This window comes from Janthinobacterium breve, assembly GCF_051380895.1.
GTDB lineage: Bacteria > Pseudomonadota > Gammaproteobacteria > Burkholderiales > Burkholderiaceae_D > Janthinobacterium.
In genome coordinates, this window is sequence record NZ_JBNYXY010000001.1 from 276,714 (window position 1) to 299,725 (window position 23,012).

Consider the following 23,012-nt stretch of genomic DNA (forward strand, 5'->3'; position numbering starts at 1 on the left):
GTCAGGCGCCCCCCGTCTGCACGCGATAGGCGGCTAGCAGCATGCGCGCGCTGATGCGGATATGCGCCTGCGCCACCGGTTTCAGGGCCACGTCGAAACGCACCTTGTCGTCGGCCATCACAAAATTGATCATGCTGCCCATCGCGTAGACCTCATCCGAATCGGACACCGTCAACAACGCCAGGCCACGGCTGGCGGCCAGCATCTCCTGCAGGGCCGTTTTCTCCAGCGCGCCCAGGTACAGCACGTGCAGCCCGGCCAGCGCTTCGCCGCGGCGCACTTTTTTCACCTGCACGGCGCGGCCGTTGACGCTATGCCCGGCCACGCTCTGTTCGAGCTGTTCGGCCAGCGCATCGGCGCCCGCCACGCCGATCACCAGCGGCGCATCGGGCCGGGCAAAGCTGCCGTCTGGCCACTCGACATAGCCGGCAAATTTGTACAGATACCCGGCCTTGACCTGACGTTCCAGCTCACCCGGCACCTGCGCCCGCGCATCGGCGCACAGCACGCCCAGGAGCAGCAATAGCCAGCCCCACCAAGCGGAGCGGCGGCCGGTGCCGCGCACGGAGCGACGCAGGGGGCCAGGATGACGCCACCAGGACCAGTTCAGAATTGCCATGACAACCGAGTAAAGATAATGCATACGAAGGCGCGGCACCATGCCGCGTGCCTGTTCGGGCAATGCGCACCAGGGCGGCGCAGCATTAGCCCGCCTGCCGGCCCGAAGTGGTAGCAAATGTATAAAAGAGTGTACGCATTTTCGCTGCCACCGGGGAAAGTTTCTTTTACCGTCGGCCATGCTACAGTCTTGCCACCCTTCCCACCGCATGCAGGAGTCATCCATGAGCAACGCACTCGTCCCCCTCTCCACCGCCGTCGGCCTGGCCTTGCAGGCGAAGGGCCTGCTGCTGGCCACGGCCGAATCGTGCACGGGCGGCGGCGTGGCGCAGGCCGTCACCGACGTCTCGGGTTCGAGCGCCTGGTTCGAGCGGGGCTTCGTCACCTATTCCAACGGGGCCAAGAACAGCATGCTGGGCGTGCCCGCCGAGCTGATCGCTGAACACGGCGCCGTCAGCGAGGAAGTCGCCGCCGCCATGGCGCAGGGCAGCCTGGCCCACAGCGATGCCCAGGTGGCCATCTCGACCACCGGCATCGCCGGCCCCACGGGCGGCGTGCCCGGCAAGCCCGTCGGCACCGTCTGCTTCGGCTGGGCCATGGACGGTCGCGTGCAGACGCAGCGGCTGGTGTTCGCCGGCGACCGGCAAGCCGTGCGCGAACAGGCGGTGGCGCATGCCCTGCGCGAACTGCTGCGCTTTATCCAGTAGCGTCGGCGATGCAGGCGCGGTCGCGGCCCGCCTGCTTGGCCGCATACAGGGCGCTGTCGGCGCGCATCAGCAACTCGTGGCGGCCGGCGCCATGGCGCGGATACTCCGCGATGCCGGCCGAAAAAGTGCAGCCCGTCAAGCTGTGCGGCGCCTGCCGGATCAGCAGTTGGCGGTAGCGCGCGGCGATATCGTCGATCTTGTGCGCGGCGATGCTGCTGTCGGCTTCGCGCAACAGCAGGCAGAATTCCTCGCCGCCATAACGACACACCATGTCGCTGCCGCGCAACTGGCTCTCCACCAGGCGCGCAAACTGGATCAGCACTTCGTCGCCAAAGTTGTGCCCGTAGGTATCGTTGACGCGCTTGAAGAAATCCAGGTCGATGATGGCGATGGCCACGGGCGCATCCGCGTCGGCCGCGTGCAGGATGGCATTCAGGCAGGTTTCAAAATGGCGGCGATTGTACAGGCCCGTCAGGTGGTCGCGCATGGCCTGCTCCTTCAGGCTGTCCTGCAAGGAATTGACATGCAGTATCTGGTGCGCCAGCTCACGGTTCAGGTGCTCTAGCTTGACGTTTTCCGTCTCGCGCGCCGCCTGCAGCTCCAGCGCCTTGTCGCGCTCGGCCTTCAGGCTGTGCATTTCCTTTTCCAGGTTGCGCATCAGGCTGCGCGAAGCGCGCGCCGACTTGCTGCGGGCCTCGAACACGGCCTGGTATTGCTGCAAAAAGCCATACGCGGCTTGCCATTCGCCCAGCTGGGCATTGATCTCGGCCAGCCCGCGCAAAATTTGCTGCTGGTGAAACGGATTGCGCGTCCAGCTCAGCAGGTCGTGCGCCTGCGTCAGCGAGGTCAGCGCCTGCGCCGTCTGGCCCGCATGCAAGTCCAGCTTGCCGCGCACCAGCCACGCATGCATCTGCTCTTCCAGGTCCTGGCCGCGGCGCGCATACTCTTCGGCGCGCAACAGCAATTGCAAGGCGCTCTCGGGCTGCTGCAACAAGATGGCCGCGTGGGCGGCAATGCAAAATAAAAAGGCGCGGATGGCCAGGTCTTCTTCCGGCCACTCGTAAAACGGTTCTACCAGCGCCAGCGCCTCGGCCGGCTTGCCCGTAGCTAATAAACACATGGCCAGGTTGGCTGAAACGATGGTTTGCTGGTATTTGAGCTTTTGCGTGCCGATGATCTCGAGCGCCTCGACCAGCAGGGGGATGGCGTCTTCGTCATTGCCCAGGTCATGCTGCGACGACGCCAGGTTCGACAGGCTGTTGACCCGGTGCGCGGGACTGCCGAAACGTTCGGCGATGTCGAGCGCCAGCAAAAAATTGCGCGGGCCGTCCTGCGTATCGCCACGGTTCAGGGCATCGACGCCCAGGCGCGCGTACAGCATGAACTTGTGCAGGGAATCGGGTATCTGCGCGGCCTGGCTGCGCGCCTGCAGGAAATGCTGCTCGGCATCGACAAAATCACCGCGCCGGCTCGCATATGCGCCCTGCAGGGCGGCCACTTCCATGCCCCCTTCCAGGTCGCCGCTGTGCTGGAAATACGCGCGCAGGCGCTCGCAGGACGGTTCGGCCTCGCCCGCGTAATACGCCAGCCAGCAATGATTGAGTTCCGCATACGCGCCACCGCGCGCATACTGTTGTCGTTGCGCCGCCGCCAGCGCCATCTGCGCCAGCCGGCGTGCCTGGCGGCGGTTGCCGACCAGGCAAGACAGGGCTTGCTGATTCAGACGGTCAATGTCGGCTTTATCGAGACTGGAGATCGGCACTGCGTCCTCGTTCACACTCTGGGGTGGATTTTTCACACAAAACTTGCTCTGCATCAATGGTATCCTGATTAACATCATAACCAGATTCGCTGTTCCACATGGCATATTTGCAAAGGATTGTGGTAAAAATGCCAGTCGTGGCCTGGCCGGGCGCCCGCGCCGCTGTCACGGATCTTTGATTGTCACTGACGCAACAACTTGGAGTAGTCGCAATGCAAAACACGGTACATTTCATCCTGCAGGGCAAGGGCGGCATCGGCAAGACCCTGGTATCGACCCTGCTGGCCCAGTGGATAGGCGGCAAGGACGACACGCCTTTGCGCTGCTATGACACCGATCAGGAAAACGCCACTTTTTCGCGCTACAAGGCGATGAACGTCAAGCATGTGCCCGTGATGACGGATGCGCGCAACATCGACCCGAAACGCTTTGACGCGCTGATGATCGACATCCTCGACACAGACGGCAACTGCGTGATCGACAACGGCGCGAATACGTTTTCGCCGCTGATGGGCTATCTGTTGGAAAATGATTGCTTCTCGCTGCTGGAAGAATCGGGCCGCAAAGTGTACATCCACACCATCGTCGGCGGCGGCGACACCCTGCACGACACGGCCACGGGCTTTGTCGCCACGGCGCAAGCGACGAAGGTGCCGCTGGTGCTGTGGCAAAACGAACATTTCGGCCTGCTGCAATCGGCGTCCGGCAAGCAGTTTGTCGAATCTCAGTCGTATGCCGACAACCGCGCGCGCGTCAAGGGCAGCATTACCTTGAGCCAGCGCAATCCCGACACCTTTGGCGCGGATGTCAAGAAAATGAACACGGCGCGCCTGACGATGCAGGAAGTGCTGCAGAACGACAAGTTCAACATCATGGAAAAACAGCGCATCAAGGTCGTCTACCGCGACATCTTCGAACAACTCGACAAGGTGCAATGGTAGATGGACCAGCACAAACTGCGCAGCCACGTCTTCGACAAGACGGGCATCAGGGTCGACGTCGATGACCCGATATTCGCCCTGGTGGCGCTGAACGAAGCGGTGCTGGCGGAAACCGTCGGGCGCCAACTGGCCCTGCTGGACTCTGCCACGCAAGCGCTGGCGGCGCAGGCGCGCGCGGCGGGCGGCTTGCCTGCCTTGCCGGCGGCAGCCATGCTCCAGCCTGTGGCGGAAGCGCCCGCGCCATCGCTGGCCGGGCCGGCCGGCTTCACGCCGCGCGAATGGCGCCTGCTGGGCGCGGCCGCCATCGTCTCGCTCGCCTGCGCGCTGCTGGTGCTGGGCGGCGCGGCCCTGCTGTATAAACTGTAGCACCGAGCGTAGCACCGTCCCGCTGCGCCAGCCACGAGCGGGCCGCAGCGTCTTCCCCCACCCTAGCCTGGAAGCATGCATGAAACCGATCAAACTGTTGGCCATACCCGCCCTGATGCTGTCGCTGTACGGCACCCCGCTCACCCTCGCCCACGCCGCCGGTGCCGCCGCCGCGACGGCAGCCACAGCCGTGCCAAATGTTGCCTACGAAAAATATACGCTGCCGAATGGCCTCGACGTGATTCTCGTGGAAGACCATAAATTACCCGTCACGGCCGTCAATGTCTGGTACCACGTGGGGCCGGCCAATGAAGCGCCTGGGCTGACGGGTTTTGCGCATCTGTTCGAGCACATGATGTTTGCCGCCACCAAGCACGTGCCGCGCGGCATGGCGGACCAGTTGCTGGAAGGCGCGGGCGCCACCGATTCGAACGGCAGCACGGATTTCGACCGCACCAATTATTTCGACACGGTGCCATCGAACCAGCTGGAACTGGCCCTGTGGGCCCATTCCGACCGCATGGGCTATCTGCTGGACGTGCTCGATCAGACTGCACTGACGAACCAGCAGGACGTGGTGCGCAACGAACGCCGCCAAAGCGTGGAAAACGCCCCCTACGGCATCGTGCAGGAAGCCCTGTACCACCAGCTGTTTCCCAAGACCCACCCGTATTACGCCAGCGTCATCGGTTCGCATGCGGACATCCAGAACGCGAAACTGGCCGACATCAAGGAATTCTTTAGCAAATACTATGGCCCCAACAACGCCAGCCTGGTGATCGCCGGCGACATCGACAAGGCGAAGACCAAGCAACTGGTGAATAAATACTTCGGCAGCTTCAAGAGCGGCCCCGCCGTACCGAAACCAGATGTGGTGACGCCGCCCATCACGCAGGAACGCCGCGTCGTGGTGCAGGACCGGGTCGAGTTGCCGCGCGTCTTCATGGCCTGGCTGACGCCGTCCGCCTACGCCAAGGATGACGCGGAACTGTCGATGGCCGCGCAGATCCTGGCCGGCGGCAAGTCCAGCCGCCTGTACAAGTCCTTGGTGTACGACAAGCAGATCGCGCAGGACGTGGGCGCCAACCAGAGCTCGAACGCCCTCACCTCCGTGTTTACCATCGACGTGACGGCCCGCCCCGGCCACCAGCCCGAGGAAATCGAGCAAGCCATGCAGGCGGAGCTGGAGCAATTGCGCGACCAGGGTCCCACCGAGAAGGAATTGGAGCGGGCCCGCAACAGCATCGAGACGAGCATGCTGAGCCAGGTGGAAAAGGTGGGCGGCAACGCCAACCTGATGAATCAGTACAACCAGTACCTGGGCGACCCCGGCTACCTGGGCAAGGATATCGAACGCTACCGCCAGGTGACGGCGGCCGGCGTGCAGCGTGCCGTCGACACCTACCTGAAAAATCAGGCGCGCGTGGTGGTGTATGGCGTGCCGGGCACGCCGGACCTGGGCGCGGAAGTGCCGACACCGGCGCCGGGCAAGGTCAAGGCGGCGCCAGGCACGGCCATCAATGCGGACGAGCCGTGGCGCAGTGCCGTGCCGAAGGCCGGGCCCGCGCCGAAGATCGTGCTACCGCAAGCGACATCCTTCACCTTGAGCAATGGCTTGACCGTGATCCACAATTACAACCCGGCCGTGCCGCTGGTGTCGACCCAGCTGGTGGTGAAAAGCGGTTCGGGCGCCAATCCGCTGGCGCAGCCGGGCTTGGCGGGCTTTACGGCGCAATTGCTGCAGGAAGGCACGGCCACGCGCAGCGCGCCGCAGATCGCCGACGACGTGGCGCAACTGGGTGCTTTTCTGGGCACCGGTTCCGGCGCGGATGCCTCGTTCGCCCAGTTGACGTCGCTGAAAACCACCTTCCCGCAAGCGCTCGACGTGCTGGCCGACGTGGTGCAGCACCCGCAATTCCCCTCGGCCGAGGTGGAACGCCAGCGCGCCAGCCGCATCGGCGAACTGGCGCAGCAGCGCGAAAACGCGGGGGCCGTGGCGGCCCGCGTGGAAGCGGCGGCCCTGTATGGCCCGCAACATCCGTACGGTTATATCCAGCTGGGCACGGAAGCGGCCCTGAAGGCCACCAGCCGCGCCGACCTGCAGGCGTTCTGGCAGCAGCATTATGTGCCCAACAATGCGGCCCTGATCGTCTCGGGCGATATCGGCGCGGCGGAATTGAAGGCGCTGGCCGAAGCCAAGTTCGGCAGCTGGAAGGCGGGCACGGTAGCGCCGTCCGTGACAGCGGCGCCGGTCACGACGAAAGCCAGGCTGATCCTGGTCGACAAACCGGGCGCACCGCAGACGGCCGTGCGCCTGTCGACCATCGCCGTGGCCCGCACGACGCCCGACTATGCGCCGCTGCAAGTGATGAACGCGGCGCTGGGCGGCTTGTTTACGAGTCGGCTGAGCAATAATTTGCGCGAAGAGAAGGGCTATACGTATGGCGTGCGCTCGCAATTCCAGTACCGCAGCCAGCCGGGCCCGTTCTCCATCGCGGCAGGCGTACGCACCGACGTGACGGGTCCGGCCGTGTCGGAAACCTTCAAGGAAATCCGCGCCATGATCGCCAAGCCGTTAACGGCCAAGGAATTGTCGAACGCGCGCAATTCGCAGGTGCTGTCGCTGCCGGGCCAGTTCGAGACGAATGCCAGCATCAGCGCCAGCATGGCCAACGTGTATATCTATGGCCTGGGCCTCGACTACTACGCGACCCTGCCGCAGCGCTTTGCCGGCGTGACGGACAAGCAGGTGCAGCAGGTGGCAAGGAAATACCTGCAGCCGGAAAAGCTGATCGTCATCGGCGTGGGCGACAAGGCGAAGATCGCCCCGCAATTGTCCAAGCTCAAACTGGCGCCCGTGGAACTGCGCGACGCTGAGGGTAACGTCAAGTGATACTTATGGAGCTAGTCCTGTCAGGGGAATGTGTCCCAATGGGACGCATTCCGATTCCGAAGGAACTGGCCCCACATATCAAAGCTCAGCGGCGCTTGAACAGCGCCAGCTTGTCGATGAACGCCGCCACGGCCACCCCGGCCGTGTAGGCGATCAAGTCGGCCCAGCCGAAAGTGGAACCCAGCACCAGGTGCCCCAGGGGATGCGCGCGCAGCGCGACGATCCATGGCGCCTGGTACAACTGGCCACATTCGACGGCAAAGCAGATCAGCAAAGACCACAATGCCAGCTGCCACGTGCGCATGCGCGTGGCGACGGCGCCCAGCGCAAAGACGATCATCATGGCCCACAAGGCGTCGCCCGGATACTTGCCGAGCGAGGCGGGAAGGAATTGGGGATAGGCGCGCGAGGCCAGGCCCAGCGCAATGACAGCCACGGTCGCGCCCACCTGCAGCAGGCGGCGGCGTTCAGGTTTTACCAGGAACATATTTCCATTCAAAGGCACAATACGGGCCGAACCATTACGGCCCATCCGATATTGTACTGCGCGGCCGTGTCCGGCTGCAGCCTAATGCGCCTGGACACGCTCAGTCCAGCTCGACGTTCTGCGCCAGGAAATCGAGAAAAACGCGCACGCGCAGCGGCACATGCCCACCTTGCCCCACGAAGACGGCATGCACTTCCTCGCTGTCGCCCGGATTGCAATCTTCCAGCACGGCCTGCAAACGGCCCGCCACGATATCGGCGCGCACCTGGAAGACGGCCAGGCGCGCCAGTCCCAGTCCCGCCAGCGCCAGTTGCCGCAAGGCTTCGCCATCGCTGGCTTGCGCATTGCCAACGACAGGCACCACGAAGTCGCCCTCGGGCAGGCGCAGCGGCCAGCCCGAGCGGGCGCGCGCGTAATTGGCGTCGAGCAGATTGTGCGATGCGAGGTCGGCAGGCTGCAGCGGCGTGCCGCGCCGCGCCAGGTAGCTTGGCGATGCCACGATCAGCATGCGCGTCTGGCCCAGCTTGCGCGCCAGCAGGCTGGAACTTTTCAGGGGACCGGCCCGCACGGCCACATCCGTGCGCTGCTCGAGGATATCGACCACGGCATCCGTGAGCACGATATCGAGCGTCACCTGCGGATAGCGCTCCAGAAATAGCGGAGCCAGCGGCAGCAGGAAATGCTGGCCGAACGGCACGTTCGCATTGACCCTGATCTTACCGCGCGGCACATCCTGCACGCCCGCGCAGCGCTCGGCCTCGTCCAGGGCCGCCAGCACGTGCCTACCCCGTTCGTACAGGCCGCAGCCCTCGGCCGTCAGCTGCAGCTGGCGCGTGGAGCGGTTCAGCAGGCGCGCGCCCAGGCGCTCTTCCAGCCGCGAGACGAGCTTGCTGACAGCCGATGGCGTCATACCGCAGGCGCGCGCGGCGGCGGAAAAACCGCCCAGCTCGACCACGCGCACAAACACTTCCAGCTCGCCGGAACGATTCATTTCCAGTCTGGCCATTGTGAATTCAACTCATAGATGTTCTTCGTTGAGATAGTCTAGTACATAAATGGTTTTGCTTTCATCATGCGGACATTCCCCTAGCTGAAACGAGCCGCCATGCAACGATTTCCCATCCTCCCCGCCACCCTGCTGAGCCTGGCACTAAGCACCAGCCCTGTCCAGGCCGCCGACGCCGACCCTGCCACGCCCCCCGTCTCCACTTGGCTGGCCAGCTGGACGGCCAGCCCGCAAGCCGTGTGGGGCGCTGAGTTCCTCTTCCCATCCAACGTACCCGCCGTGCTGCACGGGCAAACCGTGCGCCAGGCGGCGCGCCTCAGCGTGGGCGGCCCGCGCGTGCGCATCGTGCTGTCGAACGCGTACGGCAAGGTGCCGCTGCGCATCGGCAGCGCCACCGTGGCCCTGGCAGAGAGCGGTTCGGCGATCCGCCCGGACAGCCTGCGCACGCTCACGTTTTCCGGCCAGCCCTCGGCCAGCGTGGCGCCGGGCGCGCCGCTGGTCAGCGACCCCGTCGACCTGTCCGTGCCGGACCTGGCACGGCTGACGGTGAGCATCCACCTGCCGCAGGCCAGCCCCGTCTACACGTTTCACTGGGATGGCCGCGAAACGGCGTGGATCGCCCCACATGACCAGACGCGCGCCGCGCGCATTGATGACGCGCCCTGCGTGCAAACCACCACGGCGCGCCTTGTGCTCAGTGCAATCGAAGTGGAGGCGGCACCGGCGGCACAAGCCGTGGCCATCCTTGGCGATTCGATTACCGATGGCGCCAGCGCCAGCCTGGGGATGGACACGCGCTGGCCCGATTTCCTGGCCCGGCGCCTGGCACCGCACGGCGTGGCCGTGATCAATGCGGGCATTTCTGGTGGACGGCTATTGTCGGACGGCATGGGAGAGAGCGCCCTGTCCCGCTTCGAGCGCGACGTGCTGGCGCAGCCTGGCGTGCGCACGGTCATCATCTTGATCGGCATCAATGACATCAGCTGGCCCGGCACGGCGTTTGCGCCACGGGAACAACGCCCCACCCTGGAGGAACTGACAAGCGGCTACGCGCAGCTGATCGCCCAAGCGCGCAGCCGCGGCGTGCGCGTGGTCGGCGCCACCTTGACGCCGTTCGAGGACGCCCTGCCCGCCACGCCCCTGAGCGACTATTACCAGCTTGATAAAGATGCGTTGCGCCAGCAAGTCAATGCGTGGATACGCGGCAGCGGCCAATTTGACGCCGTGCTCGACTTCGACGCCTGGGCGCGCGACCCGGCCCATCCTCGGCGCCTGCTGCCCGCCTACGACTCGGGCGATCACCTGCACCCAGGCGACGCGGGCAACCGGGCGCTGGCGGAGGGGATAGCCCTGTCGCTACTATTTCAAGATCAGTCGCCCAGGCCCGCGTACAGGGCCGTGCTCAAGTAGCGCTCGCCAAACGAAGGAATGATGGTGACGATGGTCTTGCCCGCGTTTTCCGGACGGCGCGCCACTTGCAGCGCGGCCCACAGGGCGGCGCCCGACGAGATGCCGACCAGCAAGCCTTCATCGCTGGCGGCCAGGCGCGCCGTGGCGAACGCATCGTCGTTCTTGACGCAGATGATTTCATCGTAGATGGCCGTGTTGAGGACCTGCGGCACGAAACCGGCGCCGATGCCCTGGATCGGGTGCGGTCCTTTCGTGCCTTTCGACAACATCGGCGATGCTTCCGGTTCTACGGCAATCACTTGCAGGCCGGGCTTGCGCTCCTTCAGCACTTCGCCGATGCCGGTAATCGTGCCGCCCGTGCCCACGCCGGCGACGACGATGTCGACTTGCCCATCCGTGTCGCGCCAGATTTCCTCGGCCGTCGTGGCGCGGTGGATGGCGGGATTGGCGGGATTGTTGAATTGCTGCAGCATCAGGTAGCGCGGATCGGCCGCCACCAGTTCCTCGGCCTTGCGGATGGCGCCCAGCATGCCTTCGCTGCCGGGCGTGAGCACCAGCTCGGCGCCATAGGCGCGCAGCAGGATGCGCCGTTCGCGGCTCATGGTGTCGGGCATGACCAGGGTGCAGCGGTAGCCGCGCGCGGCGCACACCATGGCCAGCGCGATGCCCGTGTTGCCGCTGGTGGGCTCGACGATGACGGTATCGGCATGGATCTTGCCGGCGGCTTCAGCAGCGACGATCATGGACAAGCCGATGCGGTCCTTGACGCTGTGCGCGGGATTGTAGAATTCGAGTTTGGCCAGGATGGTGGCATGGCAGCCGGCGGCGATGCGGTTGATGCGCACCAGGGGGGTGTTGCCGATCAGTTCAGTGACGTCATTGGCGATGTTCATGGAAGGAATCTCCGCTATTTCAAGAAACCCCAGTCTACCGCTTTTAGCGGCGGCACGAGCATGCGCCGCCGCCAAAGTGAACAATTACTTAACGTCCAGCAATTCCACGTCGAAGATCAGTGCCGAGTTCGGCGGAATATCGCCATTGCCGGCGCCGCGCGGGCCGTAGGCAAGTTCGCCTGGAATGATCAGGGTGCGCTTGCCGCCCACTTTCATGCCGGCCACGCCCTGGTCCCAGCCCTTGATGACCATGCCCTTGCCGAGCGGGAAGTCGAACGGGCCACGGCCCACGGAGCTGTCGAACTTCTTGCCGCGCGAATCTTTCGCCAGGGGACGGTACAGCCAGCCCGTATAGTGCACGGTGACGTTACTGCCGGCGGACGCTTCCTTGCCCGTGCCAACCTTGTTGTCGATCAGGATTAATTTATCGGCAACAGGGCCGGGGCTCAGCGATACGGCGGAGGCGGGAACAGGCGCTGGCGCCTGTGCCTGCGCCAGCGACGCGGCGACGGAGCAGATCAGGGCAAACAAAACGGAGCTACGCGTCATGATGTATTCTTTCAGTGAGTTTCGGTAAGGTCCCTGCGCCAGCGAACCGGCAGGGAAGGCCAATCATAGCAAACCGCCGCAACGATAGGAAAAACTTGTCGCCCGATACACACGCTCCCCGCCTGTTTTACGCGCTATGGCCCGACGCGGCCACGCGCGCGGCCTGCATGCACGGCCTGGCAGAACAGGGATTGGCGCCCCGCTTCGAGCACGACCGTTTTACGCCACACGTGACCCTGGCGCGCCAGGCGCCGCCGCCGGCCATCGGTGACTTCGCGCCCATCGCCTGGCAGGCAAGCGAACTGGTGCTGGTGGAATCGCTGAAGAGCAGCGGCGACTACCGCATCCTGGCCAGCCGCAAGCTGACCTAAACGGCATGACTCAGGCGGCGTCCGGCACTGGCACTGGCGCCGCGGCAACTTTGTCCTGGCGCAAGCTTTTCAGCGCATGGGCGGCCGCCACCATGCCGAAGCTGGCCGTCACCACCACGCTGGAACCGAAGCCGGCGCAATTCAAGCCAGTCACGCCGGCGGGCGTGCTGCCATCGATGGCGCACGCTCCCGCGCTCTCGGGCGTGCTCAACGGTTCCATGGAAAACACCGCATCGACGTTGAATTTGTTTTTCACGCCACGGGGAAAACCATATTCGGTACGCAACAGTTTTCGTACGCGCTTGAGCAGCGGCTCCTGTTCCGTTTTCGACAGGTCGCGCACGGCGATCAGGGTCGGGTCCGTCTGCCCGCCCGCGCTGCCGATGGTCAGCATGGGCAGATTGCGCGCGCGGCAATACGCGATCACGGCCGCCTTGGCCTTGGCATTGTCGATGGCGTCGACCAGGTAGTCGAAATCGCGCCCGCCCAGCAGCTGCTCCAGGTTATCGGGAGTAATGAAATCTTCGATCTGCGTGACCTGGCACAAGGGGTTGATCAGTTCGATGCGTTCGGCCAGGGCCGTGATCTTGGCCTTGCCGATGGTGTCGCTCATGGCCTGGATCTGGCGATTGATGTTCGATTCGGCAACATTGTCGAGGTCGATCAGGGTCAGGCGGCCGATGGCGCTGCGCGCCAGCGCTTCGACGATCCAGGAACCGACGCCGCCCACGCCGATCACACACACGTGGGCGGCGCGGAAGCGTTCCAACGCGGGGGTGCCGTACAGGCGGGCAATGCCGCCGAAACGCCGTTCAAAATCGATCTCGGTCAAGTCCATGGAAATTAGTTCATTGGTGGAGGTATGCATGACGCCATTTTAACGGACACTGCGCTGGCGGATATTCTAAAATAGCCGAATTGACACAGCGACAAGGCATTCGTCGCCGCGCCCCCACACCGCCCACCACGAGAACTCGCCATGACCTCTCCCCTGTTCGACTCCGTTCCCGGCTTTGACCAGCCCATCGCCGTGCTCAAGCATTGCCACGACAAGATCCGCAAGCAACTGACGACCCTGCAAAACCTGCTGGGCCATCTGGCGCAGCACGGCAACACGGCGGACGCGCAGCAGGCGGCCAAGGCGGTGTTGCAATATTTCAATAAAGCCGCCCATTTGCACCACGACGATGAAGAGCAGGACCTGATGCCCATGCTGCAGGCGACGGCCACGGGCGACGATGCGGCCCTGCTGGCGACCCTGGTGCCGGAAATCCTGGCCGACCACCAGCGCATGGACCGGGCCTGGCTGACCCTGCGCCCGGAACTGGACGCCATCGCCGCCGGCACGGGCACGCAGCTGTCCGCCGATGGCGTGCGCGATTACGATGCCGCCTACCAGGCCCACATGGCCAAGGAAGAGGGCCAGCTGGCGCCCATGGCCAAGCGCCTGTTCAGCGCGCAACAGATGGAGCAGCTGGGCACGGCCATGCAGCGCCGCCGCGGCATCGCGCCGGAGGCGCCTGAAGTGCCGGACGCAGCCGCCGTGCTGGCGGCCATGCGCACCGATTACGTGCAGTCCAGCCTGAGCGAGACGGACGTGCTGGCCGATCCCATCGCCATGTTCCAGAAATGGTTTGCCGAAGCCGTCAAGGCCCAGGTGATGGAGCCCAACGCCATGGACTTGTCCACCGTCAGTCCCGATGGCAAGCCCAGCTCGCGCATCGTGCTGATCAAGCAGTTCGACGAGCGCGGCTTTACCTGGTACACGAATTACCACAGCGACAAGGGCCAGCAGCTGGAGCACAATCCGCACGCCGCCCTGCTGTTCTTCTGGCGCGAGCTGGAGCGGCAAGTGCGCATTGAGGGCACGGTGGTGAAAACCACGGCGGCCGAGAGCGATGAGTATTTCAACGTGCGCCCCGTACAAAGCCGCTTGTCGGCGATTGCCTCGCAGCAAAGCGCCCCCATCGACAGCCGTGCCACGCTGGAAAGCCATTACGCGGCCGTGGCCGCCGCTATCGGCGACGCCCAGCCACCGCGCCCGGCCCACTGGGGCGGTTACCGCTTGCAAGCGGAACGCATCGAATTCTGGCAGGGGCGCCGTTCGCGCTTCCACGACCGCATCGTGTTTACCCGCGGTGCTGACGGGCAATGGAGCATGCAGCGCTTGCAACCTTAAGCGCAACCTTAAGCGCGCAGTCAAGGCGGCGCAAAGCAAGCTGGTCAATATAGGTGTAGGCTATGTGGGTAGAAGTTACTAAATAACATTGTTTCTCAATTTGCGGCCCCAGCTGGGGCCGCTTCATTGGAGGCCATTTTGTTTGTACAAAACCAACTCAAGTCCTGGGTCGCCAGCATTCGCAGCAAGACCGCCTTGCCGCTCCGCATAGAATTGTGGAATGGCCAGCATGTTGACCTGTCCAGCGAAGCGCCGCGCGTCACCATCCGCCTGCCGACCGTCGCCTCGGCACGCTATCTGCTGAACCCGTCGCTGGCCAATCTGGGCTCGGCCTACGTGGAAGGCAATATCGAAGTCAGGGGCACGGCCCAGGACATGATTTCCATCTGCAATGCGCTGGCGCGCAACACCCTGAAACCGGAAGGCAAGCTGGCCCGCATCGTGCGCAGCTTTACGCACGACAAAAGCAAGGATGCCGAAGCCATCCGCTACCACTACGATGTGTCGAACGCCTTCTATGAACAGTTTCTCGACCCCGCCCTCGTGTATTCCTGCGCCTATTTTGAAGATGGCGATGAAACGCTGGCGCAGGCGCAGGTCAAGAAGATCGACCATATCCTGAAGAAAATCCAGCTGCAGCCGGGCCAGACCCTGCTCGACATCGGCTGTGGCTGGGGCGCGCTCGTCATCCGTGCCGCGCAGCAATATGGCGCCCGCTGCGTGGGCGTGACCCTGTCCGAAAATCAGTACGCGCTGGCGCGCGAGCGCGTGGCGGCGGCCGGCCTCGCGCACCTGGTCGAAATCCGCCTGCAAGACTACCGCGACGTGACGGGGCAGTTCGACCGCATCACCAGCGTGGGCATGTTCGAGCACGTGGGCCTCAAGCATTTACCCGAGTACTTTGCCATCATCAACAAGCTGCTGGCGCCGGACGGCATGGCGATGAACCACGGCATCACCTCCACCGACCCGGACAATGGGGAAACACCGTATGGCGGCGGTGAGTTCATCGAGAAATATGTGTTTCCGCACGGTGAACTGGCGCACATCGGCAATGTGCTCAAGACCATGCAGCAAGGGGGACTGGAAGTGCTGGACGTGGAAAACCTGCGCCGCCACTATGCGCGCACCTGCGCTCTGTGGACGGAGAATTTCGAAGCCCATGCCGAGCAAATTCGCCCGCTGGCGGGCGAACGGCGCTTCCGCATCTGGCACGTCTACCTGGCCGGCTGCGCGTATGCCTTCGAACAAGATTTGATCAGCCTGTACCAGATCGTCTGCGTGAAGGCGGGCCGGCGCTCCTCCACCCTGCCCTGGTCGCGCAACTACATGTATGCGCAGGACGCCAGGCCCGCGCCCGCGCTCACGACCTGACAGGCACGCGCGGCGCTGGTGACTGCCTCACTTCAGGCGGCCCGCATACATGGCGCGGAATTTCTCCACCTTGGGCGCGACGACCAGGGCGCAATACCTCTGCAAGGGGTGCTGCTCGGCATAATTCTGGTGGCAATCCTCGGCCGTATAAAAAGCTTGCGCCGGCGCCAGTTGCGTGACGATGGGCGCATCCCACACGCCGGCCATTTCAGCAAGCACCTTGCGCGCCACGCTTTCCTGCCCGGCCGACTGGTAATAAATGACGGAACGGTATTGCGTGCCGACATCGTTGCCCTGCCGGTTCACGGTGGTGGGATCGTGCAGGGTAAAAAAGATTTCCAGCAAGTCGTGATAACTGATGACGGCGGGATCGAATTCCAGGCGCACCACTTCCGCGTGGCCCGTGTCGCCCGTGCAAACTTGCTCATACGTGGGGTCGGGCACGCTGCCGCCCGTGTAGCCGGACGCGATGCGCGTCACGCCGCGCACTTCCGCGTACACGGCAGCGAGGCACCAGAAACAGCCACCGCCCAGTACCGCCACTTCCGTCTGTTGATTCATGATGTACTCCCGCAATGCTGCAACGACTTATCATTTCACCACTGTAACGCAAAGCGCCGTGGCTTGCAGCGCCGCTTGAAACGGCGCGTGGCGCACCGCACATGAGGGGACGCCGGCCACGATTGCGCTGGCGCGGCCGATTTTTGGCATAATGTCAGCAAATAGACAGGTCACCCATGAACACACGCTCTCCCCGCGCGCCAGCGCAAGAATTCGATACGACACATTTCCGCCAGGCGTTGTCGCAGTTTGCCACCGGCGTGACAGTCATTACCACGCGCCTGGCCGACGGCAGTTTCCGTGGCTTGACGGCCAGCTCCTTCAATTCCGTCTCGCTGTCGCCGCCCCTGGTGCTGTGGAGCCTCGGTTCCGTGGCGAACAGCATGCCCATCTTCAGCGGCAACTCGCATTACGTCATCAATGTGCTGGGTGCCGACCAGGCGGAACTGGCGCAGCGCTTCGCGCGCCGCACGCCGAATCCCTTCGACGACGTCGAATACGAACTGTCGCGCACGGGCCAGCCCATCCTGAAAGGCGCGTCGGCCTGGTTCGAATGCCACAACCGCAGCCGCTATCCGGAAGGCGACCACGTCATTTTCGTGGGTGAAGTGGAGCAATGCGCGTTTGCCGCGCAGCCGCCCTTGATCTTCCACAATGGAAAGTTCAATACACCGCCAGCCTGAGCAGCGGGAAAAAAAAATCCGCCGAGGCGGATTTTTTTGTAACTGAGCAAGATCAGAACTTGTAACCGATGCCCACGCTCAAGGCGATCGGGTCCAGCTTGATGTCCTGCGTCTGCCCCGTCGAGAAGGTCGCCTTGGTCTTCAGGAAAGTCTTGACCACGGCCACGTCGGCAAACCAGCGCTCGTTGAAGGCCACCGTGCTGCCGATCTGCAAACTAGCGGCGATCTTGTTTTTCATGCGGTAGGTGACAGGCGATCCACCCGGATCCAGCAAGGCCGTCATCTGGCCCGAACCCGTTTCCTTCTGGAAATAAGCATACGTGATGCCCGCGCCCACGTAAGGACGGATCATCGCATTGGGCTGGAAGAAACGGTACTGGATGAAGGCCGTCGGCGGCAGCACTTCTGCCGTGCCCAGCTTGCCCGTACCCTTGATCGAACCATCACCCACCAGGTCATGCTTGTACGGCACCCCCAGGTCGAGTTCGGCGGAAATATTGTCCGTCACCATGTAGGCAAAGGTCAGGATGGGTTTGGTGTCTGCCTTGACATCGGCCTTGGTGCCCGGCAGTGCCGGCGCGGAAATGTCGCCACTGTCCACGTGCGGCGTGATCTTGTTGATGCCGACCTTGGCCGTCCAGGTGCCTGCGCTTTGCGCCGATGCGCCCGTCGCCATGGCCATTGCGGCAGCCGCGGCCAGCACGCGCACAGCGGTATTCAAACGATTCTTCATCTTGTCTCCTGATCATTATGTGCGGATAGTTCAGCTATCCAGTCTTGTCACTGCCAGCGCCAGCCACGTCCCGGGGACGCAGCCGGCGCGGCCATTCCTTACAGCCAGCCCCGCACGACCATGTCCTTGGCCACATAACGGGCCAGCAACAGATTGTTGAACGGCGTAGGATGCACATCGTCGGCATACGCGTAGTGGCTGACGTCGCCTGCTTTCAGGTTCGTGCCATTGCAGACCAGCGAGCTGCCCAGGAAATTCTTCGCAGGGGTCAGGTCGCATGCCGTCTCGCTGACGTTGGTCAAGCCATACGGGCCAGGATTGACGCCTTGGTCATGGCTGACGGCAAACACGTCGACCAGCAAGACTTTCGCATTGCCGCTCAGGCCACCGCTCAGTTCGCCATTGAAGGTGCTGACCATGGCATTGATGAGCGCCTTGGTATTGGCATCCTTGCTCAAGCCCGATGGCGTACCGGCCACGTCCGGCAGATTGTTGACCACCACGTAGTTGGCACCCTTGGCAATGATCTGGTCCTTGACCAACGCTACCAGTTCGGTGCCAGCCTGTTTCATGGCGCCAACCAACGCAGGTCCGTTCGCTGCGGCGTAATCGGCACCGGCCTTGGCACCGGCGGCGGCGCCAGCCGCGTTACCGGTGACCGTGGCGTCGGCTTGCGCCTTGGCGACGATCGGCCCATACACGGCTGGCGCAGCCACCGCCGTATCGCCGCCGATGGCTGCCGCTTGCACGGCTGCGCCAACGATCGAGGCCGACGTGGCGCCCGGCGCCGCAGCGGCTGCCGCCACAGCCGCGCCGATGGATTGCGCCGCCGTGGTGGAGTTAGCGGCGCGCGCTGCCAGGGCCGCGACCAGGTTGGAGGCAAAGGCTTTGGCGCCGGCAGCGGCACCAGCTGTCGCGCCAGCTGCCTGACCAGCAGCGGTCGCCTTCGCTTGCAAGTCACCCAGCAAGAACAGCACGTCATTGCCGCCCGCCATCACGAAAACGGCTTCCGTGCCGCTGAACTTGCCGCCGGAAACGGCCAGGTGGTTCGCGATCTGCGTCACCACGGGCACGGTCAGGGCGCCCAGCACACTTTTCGTCGCCTTGTTGTTAGGACCGACGGGGTCGGTGACGCGCGAACCGCCCATGGCGTAGCCGAAGCAGCCGGCATGCTTGACGCGCGGGGCCTGCAGCGTCGGTATGCTGCCTTCCAGGCCCGTTTCGGCAGCGCATGGCACCGGCAAGCCGAATTGCGCGGCCAGGTGCTCGGTCCAGTTCTTGCCCGTCAGTTCAGGATTGATCTTGGTATTGTCGCCATTGATGGTGAATTTACCGCCACCGCTTGCCGCCACGCCAGCGACGGCATACGAACCGACATCGGACAGGCTGTCGCCGAACGACACCTGCGCCGTGTATTTGACTTTCAAGGCTTGATCACCGCCACTGGCGCCGCCGCAACCTGCCAGGACAGCCGCAGCCAGCACGGCCAGCGCGAATTTTGTTTGATGCATTTTGTCTCCTCGGTCTTTTTTCTGGTTTCTAAACGAACGGGCGTGCTATTCGCTACCCAACTAATATGCCATCGTTCCTCAGGCTTGTATAGAAAATATGTTTTAAAAATCAACGAAATAACAACACTGCCAGCGCCCTGTCACGACAGGGTGATCGCATGAATTATGGAGGATTTAAGATGTTTCGTGGCAAGCATCTCTATTGCGCTGCATCAAGAAAAAGCCCCTTGCGGGGCTTTTCATGATGCGGACAGAAACTGCTGCAAGATACCACTTGAGCCGAACGCGGCGCGCCGCAAACGATCATTCACGCCCAGCCACTCGGGGCCGGTGGGCGGTGCTTCGACGAGTATCAGCTCGGCGCCGACCTGGTCCATCGTGCGCAGCGAGGCATACAGCGCGTGTGCGTAATTTTCCGGGTTGGCCGCCAGGCGCACGCTGGCGCTGGCCGGCGGCAGGTCCGAGTAATGGATCAAGGCCACGCGGCGCCCGTCATTGAGCAGGCGGTTCAAGGTGGCGCGCACGTCGTCGCTGTGCTGCATCGCAACAGGCGTGTGTGGCGCGTAATGCGATTCCAGGGTGCCCGAGGCACGCGGCGCGGCTGCGTCCGCCATGGCCGGTGCGCGGCCAATGACGGCGGCGATCTGCGCGCTGCTGATATGACCGGGACGCAAGAGTACGGGACCGTGCGTAGCCAGGCGCGACAGGTCGATGATGGTCGACTCGATGCCCACCTCGCTCTGGCCGCCATCGAGGACCAGGCCCAGCAAGCCGCTATCGAGTTCCGCCGCGAATTCATCGCGCACATGCTGCGCCGTGGTGGGGCTGACATTGCCGAATTTGTTCGCCGACGGCGCCGCCAGGCCGCCCTTGCCGCCCTTGAAGGTGCGTAGCAATGCGATAGCCACCGGGTGCGACGGGCAACGCAAGCCCACCGTATCCTGGCCGCCGGAGACGGCGTCGGGAATATGCGCGGCGCGCTTGACGATCAGGGTCAGCGGACCGGGCCAGAAGGCGGCCACCAGTTGTTCCGCCTCCACCGGAATGTCATCGGACCAGTGCGCCAAGTCGGCGCCGGGCGCCACGTGCACGATCACGGGGTGGTCCGATGGCCGGCCCTTGGCTTCGTAGATGCGCGCCACGGCGGCCGGGTTTTCCGCGTCGGCGCCCAGGCCGTACACCGTTTCTGTCGGGAAAGCGACGAGGCCGCCCGCTTCCAGCACGGCAGCGGCCGCTTTCAGGTCTTGTGCTGGCATGCTCACGGCGCGATTCCCAGGATCAGGCAAGCGTCGTGCAGGCGCTGCTGCGCCTCTTGCAAGGTGGCCGCGACAAAGGTCAGATGGCCCATCTTGCGCCCGCGGCGCGGATCGTCCTTGCCATACAGATGCAAACAGGCGCCCGGCAGCGCCAGCACCTGGTCCCACGCCGGTTCGCAGGCAGCATCGCTGCCGTCGGCAAACCAGGCGTCGCCCAGGATGTTGAGCATCACGGCAGGCGAATGCTGGCGCACGTCGCCCAGCGGCAGTCGCGCCATGGCCCGCACCTGCTGCGCGAACTGGCTGGTGACGCAGGCATCCATCGTGTAGTGGCCGCTGTTGTGCGGACGCGGCGCCATTTCATTGACCACCAGGCTGCCATCGGCCAGCACGAAAAATTCGATGCACAGCACGCCGACATAGCCGAGTTCGGCGACCATGGCTTGCGCCGCCCGCTGCGCCCTGGCGGCGCAGTCGTCCGACACGTTCGGGCCCGGCACGGTGGTGGTAAACAGCACGCCGTCGCGATGCACGTTTTCGGCGATCGGGTACACGACCGATTCGCCGTCCACGCCGCGCGCCGTCAGCACCGACACTTCATACGCCAGCGGCAGCATCTTTTCCAACAGGCAAGTTACCTCGCCCATTTCCGCGAACGCGGCACGCACCTCGTCGCGCGTGCGCACGCGGAACTGGCCCTTGCCGTCATAGCCCATGCGCACGGTTTTCAAGATACCTGGCAGCAAGTCGTCGGCTATGCCGTCGATATCGGCCTGCGTGGCGATGACCATGTGCGGCGCCGGCAGCACGCCGGACTTGGCCGCGCAGTCGACAAAGAAACGCTTTTCCGCGATGCGGTCCTGCGCCACCGACACGCCATGCGCATCGGGCGCGACGAACACGCGTTCGGCCAGGCGCGACAGGCTGTCGGCCGGCACGTTTTCGAATTCCGTGGTGACGGCCAGGCATTGCGCGGCCAGGGCGTCGAGGCCGGCCGCATCGCTGTAGCCGGCATTCACCAGGCGCTGCGCCACCTGCCCCGCAGGGCAGGCATCCGACGGTTCCAGTACAGCCACCTGATAGCCCATGCCTTGCGCGGCCTGGGCAAACATGCGGCCGAGCTGGCCGCCGCCCATCACGCCCAGCCACGCCGGTGGGTTGGCGGTGGGCAACAATGGGGAAGTCGATTTACTATTCATTATTTTTCAAACACATTATTCAGGCAAGACCATGGCCTTGGCGGCGGCCGTTTGCGTGGCACGGAAGGCTTCCAGCCGGTCGGCCAGGGCGTCGTCGTTGGCGGCAAGCATCGCCACCGCCGTCAGCGCCGCATTCGCCGCGCCCGCCTCGCCGATGGCAAAGGTGGCTACCGGCACGCCCTTGGGCATTTGCAGGATCGACAGCATGGAATCTTCGCCGCGCAAGTATTTCGATGGCACGGGCACGCCCAGCACCGGCACGATGGTCATCGCCGCCACCATGCCAGGCAGGTGGGCCGCGCCGCCGGCGCCGGCGATGATGGCGCGCAAGCCGCGCGCGCGCGCGCTTTTCGCGTACGCATACATCTCGTCGGGCATGCGGTGCGCGGAAATGACTTGCGCTTCGTACGGCACGCCAAACTGTTTCAGGATGGCAACCGCATTCTGCATCACCTCCCAGTCCGAGGACGAGCCCATGATGACGCCGACCAGCGGCTTATTTTGCTCGCTCATCTCAGGCCTTCAGCTTCTCGCCCGTCAGGCGTTCGATGGCTTCAAAGTACTTGGCCTGGGTTTTTTCGATGACGTCGGCTGGCAGCGCAGGCGCCGGTGCGGTCTTGCCCCAGGTCAATGTTTCCAGGTAGTCGCGCACGAATTGCTTGTCGAACGACGGCGGCGAGATGCCCGGCTGGTAGGAATCGGCAGGCCAGAAGCGCGATGAGTCGGCCGTCAGCACTTCATCCATCAGATGCATGACGCCGTTGTCATCCAGGCCGAATTCGAACTTGGTGTCGGCGATGATGATGCCGCGCGTGGCGGCGTATTCGGCGGCCGTCTTGTAGAGTTGAATGGCGACGTCACGCATCTTGGCAGCCAGTTCGGCGCCAATGCGCTCTTCCATTTCAGCAAAGCTGATGTTTTCGTCGTGCTCGCCCAGTTCTGCCTTGGCCGCCGGGGTGAAGATCGGCTCCGGCAGTTTTTCCGCCTGTTGCAGGCCCGCTGGCAGCTTGATGCCGCAGATGCTGCCTGTATCTTGATAGTCTTTCCAGCCCGAACCGATGATGTAGCCGCGCACGACCGCCTCGACCATGATGGGTTTCAAGCGCTTGGCCACCACGGCGCGGCCCTTGACTTGCTCCACTTCCTCGGGCGCCACCACGGATTCCGGCGCCACGCCGGTCAGGTGGTTCGGCACGATGTGGCCCAGTTTCTCGAACCAGAAGTCGCTCATCTGGTTGAGGACCTTGCCCTTGCCGGGGATAGGCTCGTTCATGACGACATCGAAGGCCGACAGGCGGTCCGTGGTGACGATCAGGATCTTGTCGTCGCCAACGGCGTAGTTGTCGCGGACCTTGCCGTGGCCCAGCAACGGCAGGGAATGGATGGAAGTCTGATAGAGGCTGTTCATAGCGGGGGAATAGTTGGATGAAACGAAACCGGCAGGCAGGTAAGGCGCCCGCCGGTCGAGAAAATCGGGCACGGAGATGCAGCTTCCGGCCCGTTCCAGACAGAA

General features: G+C 63.9%; 23 protein-coding genes. 9 read left to right on the top strand and 14 right to left on the bottom strand.

What is annotated here, in order from left to right:
- Position 1 precedes the first annotated feature (1 nt).
- Complete coding sequence (locus ACQ4W0_RS01325) at positions 2–619, bottom strand: TOL_0243 family YfiR-like periplasmic protein (RefSeq protein ID WP_436575143.1); 618 nt, start codon at positions 617–619, stop codon at positions 2–4.
- Between the two features lie 223 nt (positions 620–842).
- Between ACQ4W0_RS01325 and ACQ4W0_RS01330 the strand changes: the two genes are divergently transcribed.
- Positions 843–1,325 (top strand): CinA family protein, encoded by a 483-nt coding sequence (locus ACQ4W0_RS01330; RefSeq protein WP_436575144.1) that lies wholly within the window; start codon positions 843–845, stop codon positions 1,323–1,325.
- On the opposite strand, the gene ACQ4W0_RS01335 is transcribed toward ACQ4W0_RS01330, so the two are convergent.
- Entirely contained in the window at positions 1,315–3,087 is a 1,773-nt protein-coding gene (locus ACQ4W0_RS01335) for a GGDEF domain-containing protein (protein ID WP_436575145.1), read from the bottom strand. The genes ACQ4W0_RS01330 and ACQ4W0_RS01335 overlap by 11 nt on opposite strands.
- 212 nt (positions 3,088–3,299) lie before the next feature.
- Here ACQ4W0_RS01335 and ACQ4W0_RS01340 point away from each other — a divergent pair, with 212 nt between their 5' ends.
- From ACQ4W0_RS01340 to ACQ4W0_RS01350, 3 genes are all read left to right on the top strand, one after another.
- Positions 3,300–4,028, top strand: coding sequence for a P-loop NTPase family protein (locus tag ACQ4W0_RS01340; protein ID WP_070220320.1), 729 nt, complete (start codon positions 3,300–3,302; stop codon positions 4,026–4,028).
- The gene (gene traM / locus ACQ4W0_RS01345; protein WP_436575146.1) at positions 4,029–4,394 is read left to right on the top strand and encodes a conjugal transfer transcriptional regulator TraM; all 366 of its coding nucleotides are present in this window, start codon (positions 4,029–4,031) and stop codon (positions 4,392–4,394) included.
- A 79-nt stretch (positions 4,395–4,473) separates the two neighbouring features.
- Complete coding sequence (locus tag ACQ4W0_RS01350) at positions 4,474–7,287, top strand: M16 family metallopeptidase (protein ID WP_436575147.1); 2,814 nt, start codon at positions 4,474–4,476, stop codon at positions 7,285–7,287.
- Positions 7,288–7,372: 85 nt separating this feature from the next.
- On the opposite strand, the gene ACQ4W0_RS01355 is transcribed toward ACQ4W0_RS01350, so the two are convergent.
- Positions 7,373–7,774 carry a ribosomal maturation YjgA family protein gene (locus ACQ4W0_RS01355; RefSeq protein ID WP_436575148.1) on the bottom strand — a complete coding sequence of 134 codons (402 nt, stop codon included), beginning with the start codon at positions 7,772–7,774 and terminating at the stop codon, positions 7,373–7,375.
- Between the two features lie 100 nt (positions 7,775–7,874).
- Positions 7,875–8,780, bottom strand: a complete 906-nt coding sequence (locus ACQ4W0_RS01360) for a LysR family transcriptional regulator (RefSeq protein ID WP_436575149.1) — start codon at positions 8,778–8,780, stop codon at positions 7,875–7,877.
- A 99-nt stretch (positions 8,781–8,879) separates the two neighbouring features.
- Between ACQ4W0_RS01360 and ACQ4W0_RS01365 the strand changes: the two genes are divergently transcribed.
- Positions 8,880–10,190 carry an SGNH/GDSL hydrolase family protein gene (locus ACQ4W0_RS01365; protein ID WP_436575150.1) on the top strand — a complete coding sequence of 437 codons (1,311 nt, stop codon included), beginning with the start codon at positions 8,880–8,882 and terminating at the stop codon, positions 10,188–10,190.
- Here ACQ4W0_RS01365 and cysK read toward each other — a convergent pair.
- Entirely contained in the window at positions 10,151–11,083 is a 933-nt protein-coding gene (gene cysK, locus ACQ4W0_RS01370; protein ID WP_436575151.1) for a cysteine synthase A, read from the bottom strand. The two genes, ACQ4W0_RS01365 and cysK, sit on opposite strands and share 40 nt — an antisense overlap.
- An 84-nt stretch (positions 11,084–11,167) precedes the next feature.
- Entirely contained in the window at positions 11,168–11,632 is a 465-nt protein-coding gene (locus ACQ4W0_RS01375) for an FKBP-type peptidyl-prolyl cis-trans isomerase (RefSeq protein WP_034780576.1), read from the bottom strand.
- Positions 11,633–11,727: 95 nt separating this feature from the next.
- Between ACQ4W0_RS01375 and ACQ4W0_RS01380 the strand changes: the two genes are divergently transcribed.
- Complete coding sequence (locus ACQ4W0_RS01380; RefSeq protein WP_436575152.1) at positions 11,728–12,003, top strand: 2'-5' RNA ligase family protein; 276 nt, start codon at positions 11,728–11,730, stop codon at positions 12,001–12,003.
- A gap of 10 nt (positions 12,004–12,013) precedes the next feature.
- Here ACQ4W0_RS01380 and tcdA read toward each other — a convergent pair whose 3' ends face one another.
- A complete protein-coding gene (gene tcdA, locus ACQ4W0_RS01385) occupies positions 12,014–12,871 on the bottom strand; it encodes a tRNA cyclic N6-threonylcarbamoyladenosine(37) synthase TcdA (protein WP_436575153.1) in 858 nt (285 codons plus the stop codon).
- Between the two features lie 111 nt (positions 12,872–12,982).
- On the opposite strand from tcdA, the gene pdxH reads away from it, so the two are divergent.
- Both pdxH and ACQ4W0_RS01395 read left to right on the top strand, forming a co-directional pair.
- The gene (gene pdxH / locus ACQ4W0_RS01390) at positions 12,983–14,182 is read left to right on the top strand and encodes a pyridoxamine 5'-phosphate oxidase (RefSeq protein ID WP_436575154.1); all 1,200 of its coding nucleotides are present in this window, start codon (positions 12,983–12,985) and stop codon (positions 14,180–14,182) included.
- A gap of 138 nt (positions 14,183–14,320) precedes the next feature.
- Positions 14,321–15,556, top strand: coding sequence for a class I SAM-dependent methyltransferase (locus ACQ4W0_RS01395; protein WP_436575155.1), 1,236 nt, complete (start codon positions 14,321–14,323; stop codon positions 15,554–15,556).
- Positions 15,557–15,583: 27 nt separating this feature from the next.
- Here the strand turns inward: ACQ4W0_RS01395 and msrA are convergent, their stop codons facing one another.
- Positions 15,584–16,117, bottom strand: a complete 534-nt coding sequence (msrA, locus tag ACQ4W0_RS01400) for a peptide-methionine (S)-S-oxide reductase MsrA (RefSeq protein ID WP_436575156.1) — start codon at positions 16,115–16,117, stop codon at positions 15,584–15,586.
- 176 nt (positions 16,118–16,293) lie between these two features.
- Between msrA and ACQ4W0_RS01405 the strand changes: the two genes are divergently transcribed.
- Positions 16,294–16,800, top strand: a complete 507-nt coding sequence (locus ACQ4W0_RS01405) for a flavin reductase family protein (RefSeq protein ID WP_353659844.1) — start codon at positions 16,294–16,296, stop codon at positions 16,798–16,800.
- A gap of 52 nt (positions 16,801–16,852) precedes the next feature.
- Here the strand turns inward: ACQ4W0_RS01405 and ACQ4W0_RS01410 are convergent, their stop codons facing one another.
- The 6 genes from ACQ4W0_RS01410 to ACQ4W0_RS01435 all read right to left on the bottom strand — a co-directional run bounded on the left by ACQ4W0_RS01410 (position 16,853) and on the right by ACQ4W0_RS01435 (position 22,907).
- Positions 16,853–17,533, bottom strand: coding sequence for an OmpW/AlkL family protein (locus ACQ4W0_RS01410; protein ID WP_436575157.1), 681 nt, complete (start codon positions 17,531–17,533; stop codon positions 16,853–16,855).
- Positions 17,534–17,631: 98 nt separating this feature from the next.
- Positions 17,632–19,044 carry an SGNH/GDSL hydrolase family protein gene (locus ACQ4W0_RS01415; RefSeq protein WP_436575158.1) on the bottom strand — a complete coding sequence of 471 codons (1,413 nt, stop codon included), beginning with the start codon at positions 19,042–19,044 and terminating at the stop codon, positions 17,632–17,634.
- A 239-nt stretch (positions 19,045–19,283) separates the two neighbouring features.
- Positions 19,284–20,300 carry an L-threonylcarbamoyladenylate synthase gene (locus ACQ4W0_RS01420; RefSeq protein WP_436575387.1) on the bottom strand — a complete coding sequence of 339 codons (1,017 nt, stop codon included), beginning with the start codon at positions 20,298–20,300 and terminating at the stop codon, positions 19,284–19,286.
- A 2-nt stretch (positions 20,301–20,302) separates the two neighbouring features.
- Positions 20,303–21,499, bottom strand: a complete 1,197-nt coding sequence (locus ACQ4W0_RS01425; protein WP_436575159.1) for a 5-(carboxyamino)imidazole ribonucleotide synthase — start codon at positions 21,497–21,499, stop codon at positions 20,303–20,305.
- Between the two features lie 15 nt (positions 21,500–21,514).
- Entirely contained in the window at positions 21,515–22,012 is a 498-nt protein-coding gene (gene purE, locus ACQ4W0_RS01430; RefSeq protein WP_436575160.1) for a 5-(carboxyamino)imidazole ribonucleotide mutase, read from the bottom strand.
- A gap of 1 nt (position 22,013) precedes the next feature.
- Positions 22,014–22,907 carry a phosphoribosylaminoimidazolesuccinocarboxamide synthase gene (locus tag ACQ4W0_RS01435; protein ID WP_034746123.1) on the bottom strand — a complete coding sequence of 298 codons (894 nt, stop codon included), beginning with the start codon at positions 22,905–22,907 and terminating at the stop codon, positions 22,014–22,016.
- Between the last annotated feature and the right edge of the window lie 105 nt (positions 22,908–23,012).

Bases quoted from the DNA above. Each gene is read 5' to 3' on its own strand.
- ACQ4W0_RS01360 (WP_436575149.1), bottom strand. From the start codon at position 8,780: ATGGCCAGACTGGAAATGAATCGTTCCGGCGAGCTGGAAGTGTTTGTG.
- ACQ4W0_RS01410 (WP_436575157.1), bottom strand. From the start codon at position 17,533: ATGAAGAATCGTTTGAATACCGCTGTGCGCGTGCTGGCCGCGGCTGCC.
- cysK (WP_436575151.1), bottom strand. From the start codon at position 11,083: ATGAACATCGCCAATGACGTCACTGAACTGATCGGCAACACCCCCCTG.
- purE (WP_436575160.1), bottom strand. From the start codon at position 22,012: ATGAGCGAGCAAAATAAGCCGCTGGTCGGCGTCATCATGGGCTCGTCC.
- ACQ4W0_RS01405 (WP_353659844.1), top strand. From the start codon at position 16,294: ATGAACACACGCTCTCCCCGCGCGCCAGCGCAAGAATTCGATACGACA.
- ACQ4W0_RS01435 (WP_034746123.1), bottom strand. From the start codon at position 22,907: ATGAACAGCCTCTATCAGACTTCCATCCATTCCCTGCCGTTGCTGGGC.
- ACQ4W0_RS01330 (WP_436575144.1), top strand. From the start codon at position 843: ATGAGCAACGCACTCGTCCCCCTCTCCACCGCCGTCGGCCTGGCCTTG.
- ACQ4W0_RS01325 (WP_436575143.1), bottom strand. From the start codon at position 619: ATGGCAATTCTGAACTGGTCCTGGTGGCGTCATCCTGGCCCCCTGCGT.
- ACQ4W0_RS01420 (WP_436575387.1), bottom strand. From the start codon at position 20,300: ATGCCAGCACAAGACCTGAAAGCGGCCGCTGCCGTGCTGGAAGCGGGC.
- msrA (WP_436575156.1), bottom strand. From the start codon at position 16,117: ATGAATCAACAGACGGAAGTGGCGGTACTGGGCGGTGGCTGTTTCTGG.
- ACQ4W0_RS01425 (WP_436575159.1), bottom strand. From the start codon at position 21,499: ATGAATAGTAAATCGACTTCCCCATTGTTGCCCACCGCCAACCCACCG.
- ACQ4W0_RS01365 (WP_436575150.1), top strand. From the start codon at position 8,880: ATGCAACGATTTCCCATCCTCCCCGCCACCCTGCTGAGCCTGGCACTA.
- ACQ4W0_RS01350 (WP_436575147.1), top strand. From the start codon at position 4,474: ATGAAACCGATCAAACTGTTGGCCATACCCGCCCTGATGCTGTCGCTG.
- ACQ4W0_RS01415 (WP_436575158.1), bottom strand. From the start codon at position 19,044: ATGCATCAAACAAAATTCGCGCTGGCCGTGCTGGCTGCGGCTGTCCTG.
- tcdA (WP_436575153.1), bottom strand. From the start codon at position 12,871: ATGCATACCTCCACCAATGAACTAATTTCCATGGACTTGACCGAGATC.
- ACQ4W0_RS01355 (WP_436575148.1), bottom strand. From the start codon at position 7,774: ATGTTCCTGGTAAAACCTGAACGCCGCCGCCTGCTGCAGGTGGGCGCG.
- traM (WP_436575146.1), top strand. From the start codon at position 4,029: ATGGACCAGCACAAACTGCGCAGCCACGTCTTCGACAAGACGGGCATC.
- ACQ4W0_RS01340 (WP_070220320.1), top strand. From the start codon at position 3,300: ATGCAAAACACGGTACATTTCATCCTGCAGGGCAAGGGCGGCATCGGC.
- ACQ4W0_RS01375 (WP_034780576.1), bottom strand. From the start codon at position 11,632: ATGACGCGTAGCTCCGTTTTGTTTGCCCTGATCTGCTCCGTCGCCGCG.
- pdxH (WP_436575154.1), top strand. From the start codon at position 12,983: ATGACCTCTCCCCTGTTCGACTCCGTTCCCGGCTTTGACCAGCCCATC.